This window comes from Tissierella praeacuta (genome assembly GCF_040396155.1).
In the GTDB taxonomy this organism is placed as follows: Bacteria; Bacillota; Clostridia; order Tissierellales; family Tissierellaceae; genus Tissierella; species Tissierella praeacuta_A.
This window is the reverse complement of record NZ_JBEBOY010000002.1, coordinates 76093-102204: the sequence shown is the minus strand read 5'-3', so window position 1 is coordinate 102204 and position 26112 is coordinate 76093. Positions and strand designations below refer to the sequence as shown.

Annotated in this window: 22 protein-coding genes; 1 reads left to right on the top strand and 21 read right to left on the bottom strand. The window is 30.0% G+C overall.

Annotated elements, in window-relative coordinates; all coding sequences use genetic code 11:
* Positions 1 to 96: 96 nt before the first annotated feature.
* From ABWP20_RS01660 to ABWP20_RS01640, 5 genes are all read right to left on the bottom strand, one after another.
* Positions 97 to 1281 (bottom strand): M20 metallopeptidase family protein, encoded by a 1185-nt coding sequence (locus ABWP20_RS01660; protein ID WP_353093100.1) that lies wholly within the window; start codon positions 1279 to 1281, stop codon positions 97 to 99.
* Positions 1282 to 1312: 31 nt separating this feature from the next.
* Positions 1313 to 2488 carry a M20 family metallopeptidase gene (locus tag ABWP20_RS01655; protein WP_353093099.1) on the bottom strand — a complete coding sequence of 392 codons (1176 nt, stop codon included), beginning with the start codon at positions 2486 to 2488 and terminating at the stop codon, positions 1313 to 1315.
* A 32-nt stretch (positions 2489 to 2520) separates the two neighbouring features.
* Positions 2521 to 3201: a hypothetical protein gene (locus ABWP20_RS01650; RefSeq protein WP_353093097.1), complete on the bottom strand. Its 681-nt coding sequence runs from the start codon at positions 3199 to 3201 to the stop codon at positions 2521 to 2523.
* 11 nt (positions 3202 to 3212) lie between these two features.
* Positions 3213 to 3914, bottom strand: a complete 702-nt coding sequence (locus tag ABWP20_RS01645) for a DUF5058 family protein (RefSeq protein ID WP_353093095.1) — start codon at positions 3912 to 3914, stop codon at positions 3213 to 3215.
* Between the two features lie 315 nt (positions 3915 to 4229).
* The gene (locus ABWP20_RS01640; protein ID WP_353093093.1) at positions 4230 to 6233 is read right to left on the bottom strand and encodes a methyl-accepting chemotaxis protein; all 2004 of its coding nucleotides are present in this window, start codon (positions 6231 to 6233) and stop codon (positions 4230 to 4232) included.
* Between the two features lie 197 nt (positions 6234 to 6430).
* Between ABWP20_RS01640 and ABWP20_RS01635 the strand changes: the two genes are divergently transcribed.
* Positions 6431 to 8041 carry a helix-turn-helix domain-containing protein gene (locus ABWP20_RS01635; protein ID WP_353093091.1) on the top strand — a complete coding sequence of 537 codons (1611 nt, stop codon included), beginning with the start codon at positions 6431 to 6433 and terminating at the stop codon, positions 8039 to 8041.
* Positions 8042 to 8220: 179 nt separating this feature from the next.
* Here ABWP20_RS01635 and ABWP20_RS01630 read toward each other — a convergent pair whose 3' ends face one another.
* From ABWP20_RS01630 to ABWP20_RS01555, 16 genes are all read right to left on the bottom strand, one after another.
* The gene (locus ABWP20_RS01630; protein WP_353093090.1) at positions 8221 to 9024 is read right to left on the bottom strand and encodes a divergent polysaccharide deacetylase family protein; all 804 of its coding nucleotides are present in this window, start codon (positions 9022 to 9024) and stop codon (positions 8221 to 8223) included.
* 86 nt (positions 9025 to 9110) lie between these two features.
* Positions 9111 to 10748: a chaperonin GroEL gene (gene groL, locus ABWP20_RS01625; protein ID WP_353093088.1), complete on the bottom strand. Its 1638-nt coding sequence runs from the start codon at positions 10746 to 10748 to the stop codon at positions 9111 to 9113.
* Between the two features lie 55 nt (positions 10749 to 10803).
* On the bottom strand, positions 10804 to 11085 hold the full coding sequence (locus ABWP20_RS01620; protein ID WP_353093086.1) for a co-chaperone GroES: 282 nt from the start codon (positions 11083 to 11085) through the stop codon (positions 10804 to 10806).
* 430 nt (positions 11086 to 11515) lie between these two features.
* On the bottom strand, positions 11516 to 12211 hold the full coding sequence (locus ABWP20_RS01615; protein ID WP_353093084.1) for a DUF554 domain-containing protein: 696 nt from the start codon (positions 12209 to 12211) through the stop codon (positions 11516 to 11518).
* Positions 12212 to 12414: 203 nt separating this feature from the next.
* Entirely contained in the window at positions 12415 to 14370 is a 1956-nt protein-coding gene (locus ABWP20_RS01610; RefSeq protein ID WP_353093082.1) for an ABC transporter permease, read from the bottom strand.
* Positions 14357 to 15124 carry an ABC transporter ATP-binding protein gene (locus tag ABWP20_RS01605; RefSeq protein ID WP_353093080.1) on the bottom strand — a complete coding sequence of 256 codons (768 nt, stop codon included), beginning with the start codon at positions 15122 to 15124 and terminating at the stop codon, positions 14357 to 14359. Before ABWP20_RS01605 ends, ABWP20_RS01610 begins: the two co-directional genes overlap by 14 nt.
* A gap of 115 nt (positions 15125 to 15239) precedes the next feature.
* Positions 15240 to 16304 carry a sensor histidine kinase gene (locus ABWP20_RS01600; RefSeq protein WP_353093078.1) on the bottom strand — a complete coding sequence of 355 codons (1065 nt, stop codon included), beginning with the start codon at positions 16302 to 16304 and terminating at the stop codon, positions 15240 to 15242.
* Positions 16305 to 16334: 30 nt separating this feature from the next.
* On the bottom strand, positions 16335 to 17360 hold the full coding sequence (locus ABWP20_RS01595) for a lysylphosphatidylglycerol synthase transmembrane domain-containing protein (RefSeq protein WP_353093076.1): 1026 nt from the start codon (positions 17358 to 17360) through the stop codon (positions 16335 to 16337).
* Complete coding sequence (locus ABWP20_RS01590; protein ID WP_353093074.1) at positions 17357 to 18130, bottom strand: polysaccharide deacetylase family protein; 774 nt, start codon at positions 18128 to 18130, stop codon at positions 17357 to 17359. The genes ABWP20_RS01595 and ABWP20_RS01590 overlap by 4 nt, the downstream gene beginning before the upstream one ends.
* Before the next feature lie 17 nt (positions 18131 to 18147).
* Entirely contained in the window at positions 18148 to 19254 is a 1107-nt protein-coding gene (locus ABWP20_RS01585; protein WP_353093072.1) for an MGDG synthase family glycosyltransferase, read from the bottom strand.
* Positions 19244 to 20377, bottom strand: a complete 1134-nt coding sequence (locus ABWP20_RS01580) for an MGDG synthase family glycosyltransferase (RefSeq protein WP_353093070.1) — start codon at positions 20375 to 20377, stop codon at positions 19244 to 19246. Before ABWP20_RS01580 ends, ABWP20_RS01585 begins: the two co-directional genes overlap by 11 nt.
* Before the next feature lie 195 nt (positions 20378 to 20572).
* A complete protein-coding gene (locus ABWP20_RS01575; protein ID WP_353093068.1) occupies positions 20573 to 21265 on the bottom strand; it encodes a response regulator transcription factor in 693 nt (230 codons plus the stop codon).
* Positions 21266 to 21395: 130 nt separating this feature from the next.
* The gene (locus ABWP20_RS01570; protein WP_353093066.1) at positions 21396 to 22358 is read right to left on the bottom strand and encodes a TDT family transporter; all 963 of its coding nucleotides are present in this window, start codon (positions 22356 to 22358) and stop codon (positions 21396 to 21398) included.
* Positions 22359 to 22368: 10 nt separating this feature from the next.
* A complete protein-coding gene (locus ABWP20_RS01565; protein ID WP_353093064.1) occupies positions 22369 to 23598 on the bottom strand; it encodes an NAD(P)/FAD-dependent oxidoreductase in 1230 nt (409 codons plus the stop codon).
* Position 23599: 1 nt separating this feature from the next.
* Positions 23600 to 24016 carry a 4Fe-4S dicluster domain-containing protein gene (locus ABWP20_RS01560; protein ID WP_353093063.1) on the bottom strand — a complete coding sequence of 139 codons (417 nt, stop codon included), beginning with the start codon at positions 24014 to 24016 and terminating at the stop codon, positions 23600 to 23602.
* A 12-nt stretch (positions 24017 to 24028) separates the two neighbouring features.
* The gene (locus ABWP20_RS01555) at positions 24029 to 26101 is read right to left on the bottom strand and encodes a molybdopterin oxidoreductase family protein (RefSeq protein WP_353093061.1); all 2073 of its coding nucleotides are present in this window, start codon (positions 26099 to 26101) and stop codon (positions 24029 to 24031) included.
* Positions 26102 to 26112 lie beyond the last annotated feature (11 nt).

The window sequence follows — 26112 nt, the reverse complement described above, 5'->3', positions numbered from 1 at the left end:
AAGTAAGACATTTTTCGACAATGGCAAAAAATAAATAACTTCCTAGTTTTAGGTTAACCCTTGAAACTAGGAAGTTATCAGATATTAAATATAAATTTAATTTTCCTCTAAATAATCCATAGCCCCTTGAACAAGTAATGCTGCTCCTATCCAAAGTACTTCTTCATTTATATCAAATTTAGAATTATGATGAGGATAACATTCTCCATTAACTGCTTCTGGAGTACTCATAAAGAAGAATGTCCCCGGAACTTCATTTAAAAAATATGCCATATCTTCTCCACCCATTGCAGGCTTTCTCATTTCAATTATGTCTTCTTCTGGAATAATTTTTTTGGCAGATTCTATAAAATTCTTAGTGAATTCTTCATCATTTACTAATGGAGGATATCCAAATATATATTCATATTCATAGGTTCCTCTCATGGTTTCAGAAATACCTTTTGCGAAATCTTCTATTCTCTTAGCTATATTTTCTCTTACGCTTTGGTCTACTGCCCTTACGGTTCCCTCTAGCTCTACACTATCTGGAATTATATTGTACGCAAATCCTCCGTTAATCTTTCCAATAGTAATAACTGCTGGATCAGTGGGACTTAATTCCCTACTGATTATAGATTGTACATTAGATATAAAATATCCTGCCATGGCAATTGGATCTACTCCTGTTTCAGGATAAGCACCGTGGCATCCTTTTCCTATTAACTTTAATTTAAACCTATCTAAACAAGCCATCATATTATTATAAGATATCATTATGGATCCTGATTTACTATTGCTAGTTAAATTCCCTACATGAAGTCCCATAATAGCATCTACCTTTGGATTTTCCAAAGCACCATCTTCTATCATTGGCTTTGCTCCGCCAGGTCCCTCTTCTGCAGGTTGGAATATTAATTTTATATTTCCCTTTAACTTATCTTTGTTTTCATTTAATACTTTAGCTACTCCTAAAAGAATTGCAGTATGAGCATCATGACCACAAGCATGCATATTGCCATTCTTAGATGCAAATGAAAGTCCTGTTTCTTCTTTAATGGGAAGAGCGTCCATATCAGCTCTTAATGCTATTGTCTTTCCTGGTTTTTCTCCCTTTATAAGTCCTACTATACCAGAAATTCCAACGTTATTTTTGTATTCAATTCCCATTTCTTCAAGTTGTTTGATTACATACTGAGAAGTCTGTTGTAAGTTGAATCCTATTTCAGGAATTTGATGTAAGCCTCTTCGCCAGTTTATAATACTATTTCCTACTTCTTTGGCAGTTTTAGTTATATCCAATCTAATTCCCCCTATATTAATAAATAATAATTTATAATACAAGATACCTTTCTATCATAGCTATATAAAAATGAACTGATTCCATTAGACTATCTATTGTTATATACTCATTTGGCTGATGAGCCATGATTGAATCTCCTGGTCCATAAAATATACAAGGTATTTGTTTAGCTGGTAAAAATATTGAGGCATCTGTATAAAAATTTACTCCCTTAGCTTTAACTTCTTTACCAAACTCTTCTTTAACAGTTTCTTCAGCTAATTTAATAAATGGATGATTTGGTTTAGTTTCTACAGCTGCTCTATCATTTAATATTTTAATATCTGCTTTAAAATCATCTATTTCTTTAGATAATTTTTCAATTATCATTTCGAAATCCTTTACAATTTCACTATGAACCATACCAGGTACGGTTCTCATATCTATGGTAATACTGCATTTATCTGGTACAACATTAGTCTTTACTCCGCCATCAATAGTGGAAATATTCATTGTAGGATGTCCTAATGTTGAATTTTCTTCATATTTAAACTTATAACTTATTAACTCAGATAATAGGGCATTCATATGAATTACTGCATTAGTGCCTTTCTCTGGAAAAGCCCCATGAGAAGTCTTGCCATAAGTGGTTATCTCAACCCAAAATGCACCTTTTTCTGCAATATTTATTTCACCTGCACTTGGTTCCCCAATAATTATTGCCCCTACTTCATCTAATCCACCATCTTGTACAAATTTTACTGCACCTATGCTATCTATCTCTTCCCCTGCAGTAGCAGAATAAATAAAATCACCTTTTAATTTCCATCCTGCCTCTTTTACTGCCTTTAGTGCTATAAACATTGCTGCTAATCCACCCTTCATATCAGCAGAACCTCTACCATAGATTTTTCCATCTACTACCTCTCCACTATATGGATCGTAATCCCACTGAATATCTCCTGGAGGAACAATATCTAAATGTCCATTAAACAATAATGCCTCTCTTTCACCAGTACCTCTTAATCTTCCTATTACATTTCCTCGGTTATTTCCTAAATCATCAACTATTGACTCTAGTCCAATATCATCTAGTCTTTCTTTTATAAACTTAGCTAGAGGTAATTCGTCTCCTGGCTCATTTACTGTCTTAAAGCCTATCATCTTTTGAAGCAATTCTATTGTTTCATCTTTATCAACTAGTTTTAATATACTATTATCTTTCATTACGTCCCCCTCCAATGCATTGTTATTTTTTATTATTGTTGTTTCTTTGCTTTATTTTTATATGAAGTTGTAGCAAAAACTATTGTACTGAATACACATAAAGGAATTAAAATATATACTGGCAGTACCTTTACCACACCTAAAAGGAATAATGTTATACCTATGGCAAATGCACCATATTTTGGATACTTAACTGCAAACATTGCAAACATTGCTCCAAATATTGATGGTAATACAAATTCAAAAGCTTTAAGTATCACTGGTGGAAATAATTTCATCAATTCATTTCCAGCAACTGCTGCTATTGTAACCACTATTAAATTTGTAATAATTGAACCTGCAATTCCTAATGTAGCCACTAGTTCTGCTTTTTCGGAACCCGGTTCAACTTTTAATGCTTCTTGAGCAACTGCTGCACAAGGCACCCTCATATTACCTATATTTCCTGCTAAGAAAGACATATATGTTCCTGCCATTCCTAATATTGGGAAATATGATATAGGCTCAATAAAATAATAAGTTCCATAGATTGAAAATATTAAAAACCATCCTGTCACTATTGCACGAAATGGCGGTAATGCCCCATATCTTACCCACAAATATAGTGGTGGTAGAAAACATAATGCTACTGCAAGGAGTAAAGTCCACTTTCCAGTCTTAATTATTGGTTTTGTAAAACTTTCATAGTATGCTTGATTTTTATTACTTTCCATTTCTATCCCTCCTAGTATCCTACATACGCTACTGCGACAACCATTCCTACAACCATTGCTAATCCTAGATTATACTCTGCAATCTTAGGATGTTTTTCTGCTAATTTCCCAAAGATTATCATTGATATTCCTGCTGCTAATGCTGCTATTAGTCTTCCACCACCTGCTATTAAATGGCCTCCTACTAAATATGCCATTGCTCCTAACATTGCAGCACCACCTATTTCACCCGTAAGCTTTGGATCTCCCTTTGATACTTTGTGTCTTAATCCCTCTAGTTTATGAGTAAATAAGCCAACGAATAAAAGCCATCCAATACCATTTAAAGTCATTGCCCAAACAGAATTGGCATATTCTAATACTCCATAGTTTTCTCCACCGAATTCTACCCCCATAGCTTTTGCACCCATAGTAGATGCGGCCAATTCTGTTGGTGCCGCCCCAATTATAGCTAATCTTAGCCAAGTCATTGGTCCTCCTACTACAGCCATCATGCCTAGCATTACTACAAATACTGCTACAGCAGGTCCTATTGCTGATATTGCACCTATTCTAAATGCATCCTTCGCTTCTTTTTTAGTAAGTTTTACAATACTAGCCGTTTGAAATGCTTTCTTAGAAAATATAATTGCTTGAATTGCTACTACTGTTACTACTGGTAAACACATTAGCCACAATACTGGATCATTAGCTACTTTTAAGTATTCCTTCACGTTTATTACCTCCTGTGTATTTTTATTTGTGACTTTATACTACTACATTTTCTCCCTAATTTTTTTGTGAGTATTTAAGATATTAATATTGGATTTTGTAGCTTTGCATTTTTTTATAAAATATTTAGTTGTTTTGTAGATTTGTAATTTCTTATAAAATATTTAATCCTTTTGTAGCTTTGTAGTTTTGTACAAAAACTACAGTCGTCTTTTCATATTTATATAAAAAAACTTCCTTTATGGTGAAATCACCATAAGGAAGTTTAAATATAACTACTATTCTTTTTAAATATATCCTATTGCTTAATTCATTAATTATATACTAAATTTTGAAACTGCCTTCAATAACAATTCAGATTTTTCTTTTGCTGATTTTGCCAATTTAATTACATCATCTGACATCTGTGTTATAACCGATGTTTCCTGTGCTATGCTAGTAGCCCCTTCTGCTTCTTCATTAGCGGCAACTGCTATGTCATCAATAGCTCGTACCATATTTTGCATTGACGCTAAAAGCTCCTCAGATGTGGCACTAAATTCATTTACCATGTCATTTATTCCTATGGAATTTTGACTATATTCTTCACTAGTATTAACGAGATTCTCATAATCCTGTAGTACCTTCTTATCAATAAACTCCATAACTTCACCTGAAGTAAATGAAAGATTATTCACAGCTTCAAAGATCACCTTAGTTACTTCTTGTATCCTAGAAACCATATTTTTAGACCCTTCTGCGAGTTTTCTAATTTCATCTGCAACAACTGCAAAGCCTTTACCAGCCTCCCCTGCCCTAGCAGCCTCAATAGCAGCATTTAATGCCAATAAATTAGTCTGTGAAGTTATTTCAAGAATTGCCTCAGATAGTTCGTTTATTTGATTAACTGATTTTGATTGCTCAATAGCATTTCTCAAATCACTCTTTGTTTTTGTATACACTTCAATTGTATCTCCTTTTGCCGCTATTGCTTTTTGTTTCATATCTTGACTCATATTATTTATTTCATTTACCATAATTGCACCTTCTTGTGCTTTAGATGCAGCAGATTCAATAGCTCTTTCAATCTCTGTAGTCGTTGCACTCATTTCTTCTGTAGATGCGGCATTTTCTTCGGTTCCTGCAGATAATTCTTCTGTAGTGGCAGAAATTTCTTCTATACTTTTATTAAGCTCGCCCATATTTGCATCAATATTAATAAGCATCTCACTTACATTAGATGATTCATTAATGACCTCTTCAATAATATTTTTTACGGATTGCTGCATAGTATTTATTGCATTTGCAAGGGTACCTGTTTCATCTTCCATTTCAAGAAGTCTTGAAGATATTACTCCTGTAAAATCTCCAGTAGCTACTATATTTAAATAATCTGCTGCCTCTCTTACAGGGCTTGAAATACCCATTGCTATAAATGAAGTAACAACTAAACCAATTGCAATACAAATAATTGAGACAATGAACATAGAAACTGCTAGACTATTTACTCCTGACATAACTTCTGACTTTGGTGCAGTTATGGCTAACAACCATTCTGTTCCTTCCACTGGAGCGAATCCCATATATTTAGTTATGCCTTTATAAACATATTCCCCTACTCCCGCTTCCTCTTCAATCATTCGTCTCTCCATTTCAGCTAAAGTTTCTAATTCAGGGTTATCTTTAGCATTTTCAATAGCATTATACATTTCCATAACAATACTTCTATCTTTATCAGCTATAGATGTCCCCTGTTTATTTATCATAAATACTGAACTATTTTCACCATATTGCATATCACTAGTAAAATCACTTAAGACATTTCCATCACGATCAGCAATTAGCACTCCTTTTATCTTATCCCCATCTCTAATAGGAACTGCATAGCATATTACCACTTCATTTTCCGTCCTGCTTACAATTGGATCTGATACTGCACTTTCGCCTGATAACACCTCAATGTAGTACTGTCTATCTGAAATATTGTAGATTACACCATTGGTATTTTTTGCATTACCATTGATATCTGCTATACTCATATCTATATGTCCACTTCTTTTTACTTCAGTATCTAATAACTCTAACTTTTCATCTATAGTTAATTCATCACTTTTTATCCAATGGCTTTCTGCCAATGCCTCAAGTGCATTAAGCTGTACTTTCATACCTTCAGAAACAAACTTAGCATCTTCTTTTGCAATTTGATAAAGTGATTCATTAATATTTTCCGAAAGTGCTTTTGATGCTCTACCATAAGATACAAGCCCAAAACCTATGCAAATCACAAGTAAAAGCACTCCATATGATAAAGTTAATTTTGTTTTTATACTCTTTAATCTCAAAACATACTCCTCCTCATTAATGTAAAATATAAAACTATGTATTTTTTTGTATATTATTGTATAATTATATATTAATATCCATATTAGTTATACAATATTAACATTAAAGTCATTGCCTCGGTTGTGACATTATATATCTATCTATATCCAATATGATAATATAAATTTATTGTCATTTATTTTAAGGAGGGAACCCTTTGACAACTAATGTAAAATTTGGTGAATGTCTATCCTTTTTACTTTCCACTTTGGATATAAGTATGAATCAATTAGCAAAAGCTATAAATGTTGATAGTTCACTTGTCAATCGATGGGCTAATGGAAAAAGAATTCCTGCATATAATACAGTATATATCGAGAGTATTACTGAATACCTTTCAAAAAATATTAAGAATTCATTTCAAGAAAGGTATATAGATGAATATTTTATTAAAGTGTGTAAAACTAAAGAATTTCATGGGGATATAGTAGAGAAAACTAAAAAAATGTTGTTGGAATCACAAGGATACTCAATTGAGTGTAAAAAAAAAGAGAAAAATCAAAAAAAAAATAAATTGATAGATAAAAAACAAATTACTAATCCCTTTAATGAAGAACAAATTTATTCTAATCAACATGATAATATTAATTTTCTAAATCAAAGTGTAAGTTTATCAGATGAAGACAAAATAATCTTGGGAATTGAAAACATTTTTTCTGCTTATATATCTCTACTTGAAATTGCAATAGAGCAAGAATATGAGAATAATAAGATAATTTATATAACCTATAATAGTACAAGTACAATAAATGACTATGATAAATTAATTCATTTTCGCAATGCCCTATTAAATGCCATAGATAAAGGTTGGCAAGTAATTCTATTATTGAAATTAGATAATAATGTTAATAGAATAATAAAGTTAATAGATTTTATATATCCAGTTATAATAACTGGCAAAATCAATATATCTTATTATAATATATATAATACCTACGTCATATATAGAGAAGTATTTTTAGTTTCTGATATCGGCTTATTATCTTGCTTTCCCACTGTTTCAGATACTAAAATTGACTGTGGATTTTATTTAAGAAATAAAACTGGAATAGATGTTTTCACAAACTACCTTAATATGATACTTACAAATCATACTCTACCCCTTATAAAATATCAACCAAAATACTTAGAATATTATTATGACTTAGTTGAATCTGAAGAAAGTATTGGAAATAGATTTCAATACAAATATTGTTTTAGTATGCTTATGCTAACTAAAAATTTATTTGAAAAGCTTCTTAGAAAAAAGGGTATCCCTGATAATGAAATAATAATAGCATTAAATATTCATGAAAGGCGAATTAATTCATTCCTAAAAAATATACAAAATTATAAATATACAGATATATATTGTATAGATTCCATTGAATATTTAATTATCAATAAACAATTTCATTTTAATTATTCTATTGGAATTGAGATAATTAATTTAGAATTACAGGATATAGTGGAAATTTTGCAGAATATCATCTACCTTCTTGAAACATATGATAATTTTAATATTGCTTTTATGCCAAAAAATATAGATAATTTTCTAAATAATATTGATATATACTGTACAGTTAAAGAAAGGCAATATGTATTATTAAAAACATTTAGCTCATCAGAGGATATATCAGAAATACAATTGTCTGTTGAAGAAGATATGGTGATTAAATCATTTTATGAATATTTTAAGCATACTATGTCACAAATTTCCCCTATTAATAAAGAAAAAGAAGAAGTTATTGCCATGTTAAAAGCTCATATAGACATACTCAATAATTAAGCAAGTTAATATCCAAGATTTTAGTCTTTTATCGATACAAGATTTATCTTTTAAAAAAGGAACTTCCTTATATTTTGTTCATAGACAAAATATAAGGAAGTTCCTTTTTATCTTCATTAACAGCATAAAGTAGTTTTTAAAATTGTATAAAATCTCATTCATCATATAATTAAAATATATTACTTATTTAAAATATTAGATATCTGAGATACATATATAAATTCTATTCCTTCTTCTTTTAATTTCTTAGACATCTTATTTATTGTATCTATTGTTATCTTGCCTCCTTGCCCTCCTACATGTCCAATTCCTATTGCATAACCTTTTTCTAAAGCTGTCTTACTAAGTTCTTCCATAGCCCTTGATATGTAATATTCTGTTTTCTCATTATCCAAAAAAATATTTCTTATGAAATATTCCACTCCTATTTCTCTACTTAGTTCTTCACAAATCGTTGATTCATCTGTTCTGCTATTTAAAAAGTAAATATCTTTTTCCTTTGCTATATTTAGTATTTCTCTCATAGTCATTTCATTCTTCATGACCTTAGATCCCATATGATTATTGATTCCCTTCGCCCATTTTACTTGTTCCAAAGCATCATAAACAACTTTTTTAACTTCATCATTAGAAAAGCCAGCTTTTATTGCTCTAGGTCCCAACCAATTTGGGTCACCTACTTCTGGTTCCATTGGCAAATGCAATATTATTTCCATTCCAGCATCATAGGCCTTTTTTGCATCTACCTCACTATATTCAAGAAAAGGCATTACAGCTGCAGTAATAGGTATATCAAGTTTAATTAGTTCCTCTGTTCCCTCATCGTTATTGCCTAAATCATCTATGACTATGGCAATATATCCCTTGGGAATAGTATTTGTCTCAACATATCTTTCCGTGAAAGCAAATTTGAGAATAAAGCAAATTATAATGATTACTAAAAAAATAATTATTAATTTCCTCTTATTTATAATAAGAATCATATAAAGCCTCCTAACTAATTATATTTCAATCCATATGTAAATATATGCAAAAAAACTCCCGAAGTTTCCTTCGGAAGTTTTTTTTATTACATCATACCGCCCATTCCACCCATGCCCCCCATGCCTGCCATGGATGCCATTGGATCTTCTTTTTCTATATCTACTACTGCACCTTCTGTAGTAAGTACCATAGATGCTACAGATGAAGCATTTTGTAATGCTGATCTAGTTACCTTAGTTGGGTCAACTATACCTGCTTCAATCATATTTATATATTTTTCGTTTAGAGCATCAAATCCTATTCCATCAGCTTCTGATCTTACTTTTTCAACTATTACAGAACCTTCAAGTCCAGCATTAGCTGCAATTTGTCTAACTGGTTCCTCTAATGCACGAAGAATAATGCTAATACCTGTTTTCTCATCTCCATGAGCATTTTCAAGTAATTTAGCTACAGCTGGTATTGAATCTACTAATACTGTTCCACCACCAGGTACAATTCCTTCTTCTACTGCTGCACGAGTTGCTGCAAGAGCATCTTCTATTCTAAGTTTTCTTTCTTTTAATTCAGTTTCAGTTGCAGCACCTACTTGGATTACTGCTACTCCACCTGATAATTTGGCAAGTCTTTCTTGAAGTTTTTCAGAATCAAATTCTGATTCAGTTTCTTCAAGTTGAGCTTTAATTTGTTTAACTCTATTTTGGATTTCTTCTTGATTGCCTTCTCCATTAACTATTACAGTATTTTCTTTATCTACTTTAATTTTTGCTGCTCTACCTAACATTTCAATAGTAGCTTCTTTTAAGTCATATCCTAATTCTTCTGATATTACTTCTCCGCCTGTTAAAATTGCTATATCTTGTAACATTTCTTTTCTTCTATCTCCAAAACCAGGTGCCTTAACAGCAACACAGTTAAATGTTCCTCTTAATTTATTAACTACTAATGTAGCCATTGCTTCTCCTTCGATATCTTCAGCAATAATTACAAGTGGTTTACCTAATTGTACTATTTGTTCAAGGATTGGAAGGATTTCTTGGATATTGCTAATCTTCTTGTCAGTGATTAATATATATGGATTTTCATATTCTGCTATCATTTTTTCAGTGTCAGTTACCATATAAGCTGATACATATCCTCTATCAAATTGCATACCTTCTACTACATCTAAAGTAGTTCCCATAGATCTAGATTCTTCTACAGTTATAACTCCATCATTACCTACCTTTTCCATAGCATCAGCTATTAAGTTACCTATTTCTTCATCTCCAGCTGAAATTGAAGCAACTTGAGCGATAGATTCCTTTGATTCAACTTTCTTAGAAAATCTTTTGATTTCTTCTACTGTAGTATTTACAGCTGATTTAATTCCTTTTTGAAGAATCATTGGGTTTGCACCTGCTGCTACATTCTTTAATCCTTCTCTAATAATAGCTTGAGCAAGTAGAGTAGCCGTTGTAGTTCCATCTCCTGCTACATCATTAGTTTTTGTAGCTACTTCTTTAACAAGTTGAGCGCCCATATTTTCATATTTATCTTCTAATTCTATTTCACGAGCTATAGTTACACCATCATTTGTAATAAGTGGAGCACCAAATTTTTTATCTAATACTACATTTCTTCCCTTTGGTCCTAATGTAACTTTTACAGTATCTGCTAATTGATTTATACCTCTTTCCATGGCACGACGTGCGTCTTCGCCAAACATAATTTCCTTCGCCATTTATATCCACACTCCTTTTTAATTTACTTTGTAAATTTAAAATTGACAATTAGTTTTATTCCACTACTGCTAAAATATCAGCTAACTTTAATATAGTTAATTCATTGCCATCTACTTTGATTTCTGTTCCAGCATATTTTGAGAATATTACTTTGTCTCCAACATTAATTTGGTCTTTTTTCTTTTCATCATTTGTAATGTCAGCACCAATAGCAACTACTTCTGCCATTTGTGGTTGTTCCTTAGCAGTACTTGGTAAAACTATACCACTCTTTGTTTTTTCTTCAACTTCAACCTTTTTAATTACAATTCTATCACCTAATGGTTTAAGGTTCATTATATTACCTCCTTATGTTAATATTAATTTTATCCTTCATTTTATTAGCACTCACTGTCAATGAGTGCTAACGCTTACAATATATATGTTACTTAAATGAAATCATCTAATCAAGTCTGAAATTAGACTATATTTAGGTATTATTTACTAAAATATGTGTTTTAATCCATTAATCTTATACTTTCTCTAATTTTCTATTTTTATCTTATTAAATCTCCTAATCTTCTCAATATATGCAAATAAATTAAATGGGAACACCTTAGGTATTCCCATAATATCACTCATATGTGCCTTTTACAAGTAATTCTCCAGCATCTAACATTAATTTTCTATATTCATTATATTTATACCAACTGCCATCTCCATCTGCTTTATTAATCTTATGCCAGTATTTTTGTTCTCACTTATCCCTATCTCTTATTTTAGTTTTTTATCTTAGGAAATTAATCAAATTTACTAGGATATAGTAAATAACAGGAATAAAAATTGCTGGCAACATATTTCCTACCTTTATCTTTTTTATTCCTAATATATTTATTCCTATTGCCATAATTAATAATCCCCCTACTGAAGACATTTCATTTACTACTTCTGGAGTAAGTAAACTCCTTACTGAATTGGCTAGTATAGTAATGCTTCCTTGATAAATAAATACTGGAATACTAGAAAATGCTACTCCAATACCTAAAGTTGAAGCAAATATTATAGAAGAAATACCATCTAGGATTGACTTTGCAAACAAAGTCTCATGACTTCCTTGTATGCCAGATTCAAGAGATCCTACTATTGCCATTGCTCCTACACAGTAAACTAAAGAGCCTGTTACAAATCCTTTAGAAAAATTACTATCTTTTCCTCCAAATTTACTTTGAAGAAAGTTTCCTAAATTATCAAGTTTATTTTCTATACCAATAACTTCTCCTATTATACTTCCCAATACTATGCTGCCTATTACTAAAATAATATTATCAGACTTAATGCCTCCCATTACACCAATAACTATAACTGAAAGACCTATTCCGTCCATTATTGTATTCTTATAATCCTCTTTAATACCTTTTCTAATCCCTATTCCAAATAATGCTCCTACTATAATTGCCGCAACATTTACTATTGTTCCTAGCATAGTTCATCTACCTCCTATATCAGCTAACCGTTAACAATGAAAATATTAAAAAATAATGAATATTATCTTTCAATTATTCTTTGTTAATTATTTTTATTATTCTTATAAGAATACACTATTTTGACAAATATTTCTACAAAAAAATGGAGTTCTTTTCAGAACTCCATTTTTTACACTATTCACTTTTAATTATTGACTATGTTCTAATTATATTTTACTTTTCTTATATACATTATCCTTATTATAATAAAATAAATCATCTGAAACACTAAATATCCAAATGCAACTACAAGTCCATTTGTAAATAGATTTCTCTCAAGTAAATTAGAAAGGGATTTCAGTGCAAACAAGGAATGTATAGTACTAACTACAAATGGTAAAAAGAATATAATTCCTATTTGCTTTGTAATTATTTTATTTATTTCATTTTCTGTTGCTCCAATTTTTCTTAGTATATCATATTCTACCTTATCTTGTTTTACTTCGTTAAATAATTTGAAATATATTATACTACCTGAAGCTATGAAAAATAAAAATGCTATAAAGAATCCTATAAATAATGTAAGTCCAAAGTTATTTCTAATATCTTTATATGGAATTGATTTAGCATAATAATTGCCTTGGTATTTGTCACCTAGCATATCTCTTATTTCTACAGATGCATTAAAGGAGCTTTTCCACTTATCTAATTTTATACCATTATATATAACCATATTATCTTCATTAGATATTTCTAATAGATGGTTATAGTCTTTATCATTTAATATAAATGCATCAAAATATCCTAATTTACCTAAAGCCATAATACTATCATGGATTTCCTCATTTACCTTATATTCATTTACTTCTCCATTTAAACTTAATTTTGCTGTTTCAAGCGGATATCTTTTTATTTTCTCTGGATTATCATCATAGCCAAATGCCTTATAAGGGAAATTATATACTGCTTCATTTTCTTTTACCATAATCTCCTCCTTATTTTGAGAAACTGCTAATTTATTATAATCCGTATTAGACATAATTAAAATTTTTTCTTTAATATCAGAATTATCCTTATTAGATTCATTTTTAACCAATATATTTTTAACTGTATATATCTCTTTAGTTTTTAAATCATGTTTTTCTAATATCTCATTTATTCTATCTATACTATTGATATCACCTACTGTTTCTCCTTTTTGGATTATTGCAATATCCTCTGGTGTATCAATTCCTGATAGATTTGCTATTTCTGTAAAGAAAGAATATATAGTCTCTGTAGCGGTAAATGTAATTGCTCCTAAAATAGCTGCTGCAAATAGAACCTTAGCTGTATCCTGTAATTTAAATATCATTTGAGAATATGATATTAGATTAGTTTTTTTATAAATTATATCCTTGTTTTTTAGGATTTTATTAGCTACGGCTATACTAAATTGGGTAAATGTAAAGTAAGTACCAATTATGACTATAAATATAACTGGCAACATAGCCAAAGGCACTAATGCCCCTTTTACAAACCAAGCTGTACCATAGCCTAATACCAACAGAGCAACACCAATAATTGATTTTGCCTTTGAGAACTTTGGTATTTCCTTAGGTATTTTACTACTTTTAATTTGTTGTATTATTTCCTTATTCCTTATTTTAAAAAGCATTAGAAGACTTACTGTTTCAAATAAGGCAAAGAAGATTAAAATTGTAAGTCCCAATGACTTAAAAGATATATTAAATGGAAGACTTATATCCATAAATGCTTCCATTGCCATAAGAAACAGTTTTGAAAATACTACTCCTGACAATATACCAGTTGCTATGGAAAAAACAGAGATTATAGTATTTTCTATGAAAACATATTTCTTTATTTGCTTCCTAGTCATTCCATATAAAGAAAGAAGTCCAAATTCCTTTCCCCTAGATTTTAGAAATATGGAAGTAGAATAGCTTACAAATAATACTGAGAATATTACTATTATAACTTGACAAGCTATCATACTATTAACTACACCCATTAAAGATACACCACTACCCCCTATATTTTTAATCTCTAATGAAGGATGAAATACAAAATTGGAAAATATGAAAAATGCTGTAACTGCAAAGGAATTACTTAAGTAATACATTATATATCTATATAAATTCCCTTTAACATTACTAAGAGCCATATTAGAGATTTTCATTATATCCACCTCCAAGAAGGGATAGGGCATCTAATATTTCTTTGAAGAATATCTGTCTATTAGAACTCTTAACTATTTCAGCGAAGAACTTTCCATCTTTTATCATTATTATTCTCTTACAAAAACTTGCAGCAAAGGCATCATGTGTTACCATTACTATAGTAGCTTTCCTTTTTTCATTTATATTTTCTAAGGAGCTCATTAAATCAAATGATGCTTTAGAATCTAAATTTCCAGTAGGCTCATCTGCTAATATAATGGCAGGGTCATTTATCAATGCTCTTGCACAAGCAGTTCTCTGTTGTTGACCTCCTGATATTTCATAGGTTCTTTTATCCAAAATCTCTTTGATATTTAATACTGATGTTATTTCATCTAGTTTCTTCTCTATTTCTCTTTTTAGATACCCCTCCAATACTAAAGGAAGTATAATATTTTCTTTTACTGATAATGTATCTAATAAGTTAAAGTCTTGGAATATAAATCCTAAATTCTTTCTTCTAAATATAGCTAACTTATCTTCGTTTAACCTGTAAGGATTTTCTCCATTTATTAAAACTTCTCCAGAAGATGGGGAATCTATAGTAGCAAGGATATTTAACAATGTGGTTTTACCACTGCCGGAAGGTCCCATTATCCCCACAAATTCTCCTTCTTTTATATTCATATTAAGATTGTCTAATGCTTTTACAGATATACCCTTACCTTTACTACCATATATTTTAGATAAATCTTTAGTTTGCAATACTGTCATTTCATTACCTCCTAATTTGTTTTTCTATATATATCATAATAAATTAAGGGAAATCATCATATTGATTTCCCTTTCAAGTTTTAATTATCTCTTACAAAACTGTCATATTAATTATTTATAAATTATAAATGCTCTTTCCACTATAAAATGTAATACTAACCATAGTTTCTTCTCCTTCAATGGAGTCTATATTTATACCATGTCCCAATCTACTACATATATCTTTAGATAGATATAATCCCATTCCCGTAGATTCTAAATACTTTCTGCCATTTATACCTGTAAAGAAAGGATCGAATACTCTTTCTAAATCTACCTTTGGTATTCCAACTCCACTATCTTTTATGGAAACTATAGTATTATCATCTTCCTTATAAATCTTTATTATTATATCCTTGTTTTCACTTTCCTTTACTTTTGAATATTTTATAGCATTAGATATTATTTGACTAATAACAAATTTTACCCATTTCTTATCGCTTTTTACAAATATATCTTCTCGCGAAAGAACCTTAGGATATATGGAATTTACTATAAAAGTAGATTTATTTTCATTAATCACAGTTCTTACTATTTCCAACAAAGATATATCTTCTACTTTAAAATCAAGTCCAAAATCATTTATCCGAAGGGTGTATAAAGCCATCTCTAATCCATGAGCTAATTTTTCTATTTCTTCCTCTATACTTTCATAACTTTTTCTAGTGTTTTCATCTATGTTTTTATCTTTCTCATTTTCTAGCATAAGCCTTATTACAGACACAGGAGTTTTCATTGCGTGAATCCATATATTATTAAAATCCATTTGACTCTTTGTAGTCTTCTTATATTTCTCCAATGTATTTATATAAATATTATAATCTCTTACTAAGATTTGCTTCAAGAAATCATATTCATTATTAATATTATCAGGGATATTATAAATATATTGGAGATCTTCATCTTTTTCTAGACAATAGTTAATCGGGGCGTAAAATCTTTTTTTCTTAATATATTCCAACAATATTACTACTCCTAACCCTATAGATGCTAGAATAATACTATAAATAATATTTGCTATATTCAATCTGTCTTTTCTAATTATAATATCCAACATCATTACTGCTATAACTAAAAATATACTTATAAAATAAATAACAATATATAAGAGTTTGTCTTTTATATAATCTTTAAATTTCAATTTTATCTACTCCCATGTGTTAGCCATCTACTAGGCCTTAGAATGACTAATCTTACTTTTTCTAATAATAAAATCAAATAATGTAAATAATCCACCAACTATAATCCCAAAATAATAGTCTATAAATCTCCACAATAACATAGTAAAGGTTAAAGTATTATCTGGAAATATACTACTATATAAAATATAAAATCCACCTTCAGCTACACCTATGGTCCCAGGAGTAGGCATAAAAGATACTGCCATATAAAGTAAGGACTGTATTCCAATAATATTAGAATATGGTTCACCCCTAAGTCCAACTGCCAAATATACAAAATAAGTTATTGAAAAATAAAATGTTAATTGAATAAATGTAGCTAAGATCAACATGAAAGTATTCTTCTTATCTTCTCTCATCCTATCTATACTTTCTTTGAAATCCATAAGATACTTATCTAGTTTATCCTCTTGATTTTTAATATCCTTTACCAGTTTTATTTTATACCCAAGGTTAAAAATCTTAGTAAATATTTTCTTAAATAATCTTTCATTAAAAAAGAATCCCATTATTATTAACAATGCAGAAAAATTTAAAAAACATCCAGTTATTATGAAAGGAATGGCTAGTTTTGCCTCTCCTGATATTAATCTAAATTTTAGTATAAACATAAATGCAGAATAAAATGTAACTACCAGCTGATATATTAAAAATTTAGTTATTAATAATGAAGAAGCAGTCCCTACTTGGACCCCATCATTTGCTAATAAATATACCTGCGCGGGCTGTCCACCTGTTGCAAATGGAGTAATTGCCCCATAATATTGACCTATCATAGCAAGTTTAAAGGAGGAACCAAATCCTCCTTTAATATTTAGAATTTTCTTCATTTTATGAATTATAAAAGCATCACATATCCAAAACAATATCATACAAAGAAAAGCTAATAATATAAAACTTTTATTTGTTTTCTCTATTAATATAGGAAATTCTGAAAAATCATTATTAGAAATTAATATCCATGCTGTTAATCCTAATAAAAATATTAGAATAATATAATTTACTATCTTCTTCATATATCAGCACCTGATAGATAAGTTCCTTCATCAATATGATCCAGCACTCCTTTTTCTATTGCTTCAAACTTAAATCCTTCATCTATAGTTCCAAAATGAAATCCTCTTTCTATTAAAACTGGTAAGATTATATTTAAAGCTTCTATGGTATTCTTTGGTGCTCCATTATCAATATTAGCCTTATGATTACTATCATGAAGGACTATTATATCTCCATTTTGTACATTATCAAGAACCTTGTTGACAATCTTGTCCACATTGGTATCAGGCATCCAATCATTGGTGATTATTGACCACAACACAGACTTAAGTCCATACTTATGTGAATAATAATAAGTAAATGGATTAAAAAGCCCCCAAGGTGCCCTATAGTACCTTACTGGGTAATTTAGTTTCTCAAAAACTTTAATTGATTTTTGGAAATCCTGTTTAATCTGCCAAAAAGTCCTTAACCATGGATTACTATGTTTATTAGAATGAAGTCCCAATGCATGGCCATCTTCTATAATTCTATATATTATATCTTTGTTCTCATCAGCCTTTTGTGCCACTATAAAGAATGTAGCTTTAATTTTATATTTTTTAAGTAAATCTAATATTTTTAAAGTATACTCTGGATTTGGTCCATCATCAAAGGTCAAAAATATATCTTTAGAATCAACAAATTTCCTTCTTACCTTTGCAGAAATTTTTCTAAAATAAAAACTAACTAAAATAATATATGTTAAAACCCCTAGGGCTAATATGCCTATTGTTCTATAACTATTCATTTAATCATCCTTCTTTGTCATTCTCTTAATAAACTAATAGCTTTATCTGCTAAAATGTCCATATTTATATTTTCTTTAATTTTTTCTATATTTGTTTTATATATATTAATCTTATTTTCATCATTGATTAATTCTAGAATAATCCTTTTTAATTCTTCCATATCTGAAGCTACACTGCCTATTTTCTCTTCATAAATAAACTCAGCATTTTCTATTTCCTGACCTAATTTTGGCTCATAAGCAATGAAAGGTAAATCAGAAGAAATAGCCTCAAATAAAGTAATACCTCCTGCTTTACTTATTAACAAATCTGATTGTGCCATAAGGGAAGGTACTTCATTGGTATATCTAAAAGTTATAATATTTTCTAATTCCAATCTAGATATAGATTTATATAGATTCTGATTATTCCCTGTCAATACTAAGGTCTTAGTATTATTTATTCCATTAATCCAACGATAAAACATATCATCCTCTGGAACTAATCCCATACCGCCACCCATAATCATTATAAGTTTATTATTTTGCGGCAATTTAATATTATTTATAGGTCTTGGCAACTCTAAAAATTCTTTTCTCAATGGAATACCTGTAACAGTAATCTTTTCATCTTCTATCCCCATATCTAACATATTATTTTTAACATGTTTTGTTGCAACAAAATACATATCACTATTAGTTGTTATCCACTCCCATCCATTAACTACATCTGTAATACAAGTAATCAATGGAACTGAGATTTCATCTTTATCTTTTAATATTGAAAGATACTGGGATATTACTGGAAATGTTGAAATAATTAACTTAGGATTAATATTTATAATATGATTTTTTAATCTATTTATAATATATTTATTTGAAAATTTTTTAGCATTATCTTTTGGTTTTTCATTATCTTTATAATGAAAATAATTATATAATCCTGTATTTTTCCTTATTAAAATATTATAACTTCTATACATAGCATCAGACAATCTAGGTATAGATATCTTAAAAGCATCTTCAATCTCTATGTTTAATGTTTTATCCGCCTTCTCTATACTCTCTTTAATTCCCTTAGCAGCTAAAAGATGTCCCGATCCAAAACCAGCTGTTAAAATTAATATATCTATATTATGAGCCATATCCTAATTCCATTCTATAGTTACAATTCTCAATTAAATTCTCGCTAAGATAAATAATATTATCAAGACAAGACTTATTATACCTTTCTTCCATGTTCTTTTTCATAATATTCAATATTTCTGGCTCTTTCATTATAGATTCTAAAAGGCCTTTAATGGAATCTACTTCAGGCACATATATAGCTAGTCCCTCTCTAAGCAAAAATTCAAGATTTTCTTTTTCTTGCCCCGGAATATAATAGGGAATAATTATAGGTAGTTGTTTTGCTATTGATTCAGAAATAGTCAATCCTCCAGGTTTCGTTATGATTATATCGGAATTTTCCATAATAAACGGAATATTATTTGTAAATCCATATACAGTAAGTTTATTGCTTTCTATTAATTCCATATATTCTTTCTCTATACTTGCTTGTAGTTTTCTATTTTTACCACAGATTGTTACAATATTATAGTCCCCTTCCATTTGAACAATATTTCTCAATACCTTTTTCATTCCTTTAAGTCCTAAACTGCCTGCCATAAGTAAAATCTGAAATGAAGTTGATTTCAAATGAATTGGTTTAAATCTTCTTAGAAATTCTTCCTTAATAGGTATACCATATGAATATATCTTATCTCTAGATATTCCTTGTTTCATTAATGTCCTGCTTGTATAATCACTACCTGCAATATATGCATCTACATTTTTATCTATATAAGTTCGGTGCGCTTCATAGTCTGTTACTATTGAAATAAAAGGTATATTTATTAGTCCCCTTTCCTTCAAAGATCCTATTACTCCTACCATAAAGGCATGAGTCGATATAATTAAGTCAGGATTTTCTCGTAAGATTATATCATAAATCTTCTCTCTGGAAATCCTTGAAAAAGAATGTGTAATTAACTTATTGGATTTTTCTTTATTGCTAATACTGTATAGACTTCCGTATAATTTAGGAAAATTATTAACTAAAACTTTGCAAGAACCAATTATAAATGCATCCAAGGTTTTGTTTATTTCCAGTAAAGCATCTAATTTTTTCACTATAAAACCATGTTTTTTAAACTCTTTTTCTAAACAAGATGCAGCCTCATTATGACCACCACCTATAGATGCAGTAAATATCAATACCTTTTTCATATCTTTTCCTCCTTTACTGCCTTAACCTCAAATAATATGTCATTAGATATAACGAAATTTAAATTAGGACTACTGCATTTAAATTTATTTAATCCACTTACTATACTATATAAAATTAAATAGAGGTTATCTATTGATTTCCCTTTCAAGTGAAAAATATATCTTACAATCCTGTCAGATTCAATCTAAACTTATCTAATCCCATGTCTTTATCATCGAATATCCTTGACCCCTTTTTGTCTGAATACAGTCTTTTATTCCAATATCTTCTAATCTCTTTCTAAGCCTTGTAATATTTACTGATAAAGTATTATCATCAACAAACTCTACATCATCCCATAATTCTTCTAATAAAATTTCTCTCGATACTATTTTATTTATATTCGACATAAGTATATATAATAACCCAAATTCCTTCTTACTTAATTCTATTTTTCTCCCTTGCCATTCAACTGTTGATTGGCTTTTATATAAATATACCCCATCTATTTCATAAATATCTTTAGAAACATCTCCCGCATATTCTCCATAGGTTCTTCTTATTACTCCTTTTATTTTTGCTAATAATAAATCAAAGGAAAATGGTTTTATAATATAATCATCACCACCATTTTCTATTGCTAGTACTTGATCCATATCTGAAAATCTAGCTGATATAAATATAATAGGTACCTTAGATATACTTCTCAGTTCCCTACACCAAAAGAACCCATCATAATTAGGTAAATTTATATCTAAAAGAACTAGATGTGGGTTTTCTTCTATGAATTCTCCTTTTATATTGGAATAGTCCTTTACTGTAACTACAGTATAGTTATATCTTTCTAATTTATCTCTAATAAGTTTTAAAATTTTTTCATCATCTTCTACTACAAATACCTTATACATTTCTTCACCTCTTATTCTAATTACCATACAATTATATATTTAGGATATCCCATTCATTGTAATCTTTCCACATAAAAAATGGAATTCACCTAAGAATTCCATTTTAAGCAATAAAAAATATAATTTCAAACTATACTAATTCTTTACTTATTTTCTTTTTACTTCCCAAAAACATTATTAAAAATTGAATTAATACATAGCCTATTATGGCAGTAGTTAAATAAATTTGAAATCCAGCTAATTGTTTAATAGCAATAGATAATTTCTCATATCCAAGTCCTCCTATAAATTTGGACATTTGTAGAGAAGCAACAATTCCTATTGCCATTGGGAAAGTCATTCCTGCATAACTTGGTGCAAAATCAAAGGAAAAGAACCTTGGCAATTTATAAATTACAAAAGCCAATGAACAAAGAACTGCAAAATAAAGACCAAATACTAAATATGAATTTGGATTTTCTATATTATTTAAATAGCTCACTAAACATAAACTACACGGTGCCAATAAAATTGCCATTGTATGATAAACCGGTGCTTTAACTTCTACTTTTATCAATCTATTAAGTATAAAAGGTAAAAGTAATAGATAAACAACAATACCATAATAAACAACTATCTTAATGATAAATGGCTCATTCATAGCTCCACCTACTACTGCGGAAACCATAATACCATTATAAGTAACAAACCAACTAGGCAAAAAAGTTTCCTTATTAAAATTTTTAACTATATTTCTATAAGTAAATATAAGGATATGAATTACGTGAAGACTCAATCCAATTAACCAAATTCCTTTTCCTAAAGATTTATTAAAAGCAAAATAATAACTGCCTAAAAGCATCATAACCATTGTAAAACCAGCATATAAACTACTTGGAACTGTAGTAGTATATTCTTTTAGAAATGTCTTAGGGTATTTCAAAATCTTTATTAGATAAAGAATCCAGATACAGGTTCCAAGCCACATAAATCCATGTCGTATTCCAGTAAAACCTAAACCTTGATATACATTAGATAAAGTTAAAACTCCAACCATAGTAGGTAAAACAGGAACTGGCATATTTTCTAATCTTTCTATAAACGATTTATCCACAATAATCCCCCTATTCATAACTAAATTCAAAATTATTTCTAATATTGAAAAAATCCGAGTAGTCGATTTTAAAAATTGGTTTCTTTACCTTAGAGATATCTATATTCTCTTTAATTAGTTGTGTTAACACTCCAGCATAGGATAAATCACCTTGAAGAATAGCTCCTTGTATTTTCCCATCTTTATGAATAATCTTCTTGTAATTTCCCTTATTATCATCTTCTATCTCTACTAGATAGCTATGATCTACTGGCTCATTTATGCCTAATGACATAGTTGGTATGCCAAAAAAATTCATAGTAGATTTACTAGTAAAAAAATCCGTCATTTCTTTATTGACTCCAGCCATATTGCTACCGGCAATAACTCCTTCCTTTACTGCAACAGGCCATATAGGTCCTCGACCAGTAACATCACCTGCACCATAGACATCAGGTATATTAGTTATTCCACTTCTATCAATAATGAGACCCTTTTTATCTACTTCAATTGTAGAGTCCTTTAGAAATCCAATATTAGAGCGAACTCCAGCAGTTACAATAAGTAATTCGCAGGGAATTTCTTCCCCATTGCTTAAAGTAAGACTTTTAATATTATCTTCCCCATCAATGTTTAACCTTTCGGCACCAATTCCAAAATAAAAATTTACTCCTCTTTCTAGAAAAGCATCTTCATAAGTCTTAGCAGCTCTTTTATCTAATTGAATAGATAATAATCTGTCCTGCATCTCTACTAAATATAGATTTTTCTTAGTATCTATTAGTCCAGTGAGAGCATCTACTCCTACTAATCCGCCACCCATTATAGCTATATTATCTACCTTATCTATCTTCTCCATAATCTCTATACAATCATTTATATTGCGAAATCCTAAGACATTTTTAGCCTTATTCATATTTTCAATGGGAGGGAAAAAAGAATTAGAACCTGTTGCAATAAGAAGTTTATCATAATTAGTAGTTTCCCCATTAGATAAATACACTTCTTTTTTCTCTGCATCTACTCCTATTGCCTCTGTACTTCCAATCCATTTAATCCTATAACACTTAAAAAAATCCTCTTCTACAAACCTAAGCCTATCCATTGTCCTCTGTTTAGACATATAATGATGAAGTATACATCTGGAATATATAGTCTCATCTTTAGAAATCATGATAATCTCCCCAGTGGAATCTAATTTTCTAATCTCTTTTGCACCATTTATACCTGCTGCAGATGAACCTAAAATCACATATCTCATACTATACCTCCTCTAAAGTAATTGCATGCATTGGACATTTTTCAACACACATTGGCTTCAGCAATCCATTCTCAGTACGATGAACACACATATTACATTTCATAATTACTTCATGGTTGATTCTATCACTTTTAAGAACTCCATAAGGACAGGCCATAATACACATATAGCAGCTAGCACATTGTTCACTATCGTATTCCACAAATCCAGTTTCCAAATTTTTATGCATTGCACCAGTCATACAAGTATAAGTACATTCAGGCAAATCACAATGACGGCAGAAAATAGGCGCCGCGTTTGTTTCACTATCTATTACAACACGATTTCTTGCATCATTACTTTCATGGGATACTACACAGGCAGTAACACAAGTTAAACAACCAATACATTTATTTCTATCTATCTTTATTCTTTTCATCTCTATACCTCCTTAGAGTTTTTCAAAATAGATTGGTGTTGTTTTATAAGACGGCTCCTTTGAATATGAATCATAAAGTGAAGGAGTAAGCTTATTACATTCAATATAGTGTATTGGTGCATAAAGCTGCTCATATCGTAAATTATCCGTTATTTTTACAAAGAAATCTGCATCTTCTCCATTAATAGAATAAACACGTATTAAATCATTCTCTTTAATTTTATTTTCCGAAGCTAATTTAGTATTCATATAAATATATGATTTCTTAATACTAACATCTTCAATAAATTGGACCTCTTTTGTACGAGTCTGAGTATGCCATTGCCCTACTGTTCCCCTTCCAGTATTCAATATATATGGGAATTTTTCTGTAGTAGGAAGTGGATTTTCTCTTACATCTTCGAAGATAAACTTTGCTTTTTTTGATGGAGTATAAAATCTTCCATCTTCATAAAGTCGCCTTTCATCTTCTTTCAATTCTTCCCCTTCTCTAAATGGCCATTGAATACCATTGGAGTTCTCAAGACCTTCCCATGTTATACCTGTTATATCACAAGGCATTCCCCTAGAACACTCCTTCATAAGTTCAAAACAGTCCTTAGAGGTCTTCCATTTATCTAAAAGAGAACCCATACCTAAAGCCTTACCTACTCCATAGATAATTTCATAATCATTTTTTTCATTTTCACCTTTTTCTAAGCAAGGTCTCATGGCAGAAACTCTTCTTTCAAGATTTATATATGTCCCTTCCTTTTTTATACCAGAAACTGCTGGGAAAAATACAGTACAATGATTTGCACTATCTGTATCATCATAAATATCCTGAACTACAAATAGTTCAAGTTTCTCAATTGCCTTTGCAAATGTTTCATTATTTGTCCAGCTATGGCGTGGATTAGTACATAGAATCCACAATCCCTTAATCTTACCTTCATTGATACCTTCAATAATCTGATTATATGTTGCAGTTGGCTTTTCTGCTAAATCCGAATCCTTAACTCCTAAAACCTCAGCAATACGTTTTCTTCTATCAGTATTGTTAAAATCTCCACCACCAAAGAAACATGCAGTATTACTATAGACCCTAGAACCCATTGCATTACACTGTCCTGTAATGGAATTAGCCCCTGTTCCTTTTCTTCCAATATTTCCAGTCATTAAAGCTAGATTGATAATAGCCTGTGCAGTACGTACTGCCTCATATCCTTGGTTAACTCCCATTGTCCACCAGAAAGATACCCTTTCTCCACTATGAATTAATTCTACCAGTTCTAGAATCTGTTCTTCTCTTAATTCTGTAATCTTTGCTGCCTTATTCAGTGTATAGGACTTTACAAAGGATTTAAAATCCTCAAATCCTTCTGTATTTTTTTCTATATATTCCTTATCAATATAATCTTTTTCAATTAAAATATTGGCAATTGTATATAATAAAACTAAATCAGTTTTTCCCTTTAATCCATACCAATAATCAGCATTCTCAGCCGTTTCAGATTTTCTTGGGTCAATTACAATTAATTTTTTATTTTTATTTTTTAAAATACGTCCCCATAGAATTGGATGAGCAACTACTGGGTTTGCACCAATTAGAATAATTCTATCGGACAATTCGATATCCTTTAAAGTAAAACCGGGCGCATCAAAACCAAAACTTTGCTTATGTGCAACAACAGCAGTAGCCATACAAAGTCTTGTATTGCCATCTACATTGGTTTTGAGGAAATTTCTCATAACATGGCCAAATATGGCAAATTCCTCCATAGTAAGTTGTCCCGTACTAATCCCAGCAATACTTTCTTTTCCGTACTTTTCTTGTAATTCCAATAATTTATTTGCTACATATTCAAATCCTTCTTCCCATGAAACATATTTAAAACTTCCGTCAGGCTGTTTTATCTTAGGCAAAGGTGAGCAATTCACTGTAGTCTGTTGCTTATCTAAGGATAGGCCTTTAATGCATGAAAAACCATTATTAACTGGATATCCTTTAGTTGGAAGAACTTTTATAATTTGATTGTCCTCTACATAAAAGTCTAAATTACAGTCTAATGCACAATAATTACAGGTTGATTGTACCTTCTTCATATCTATCCCCC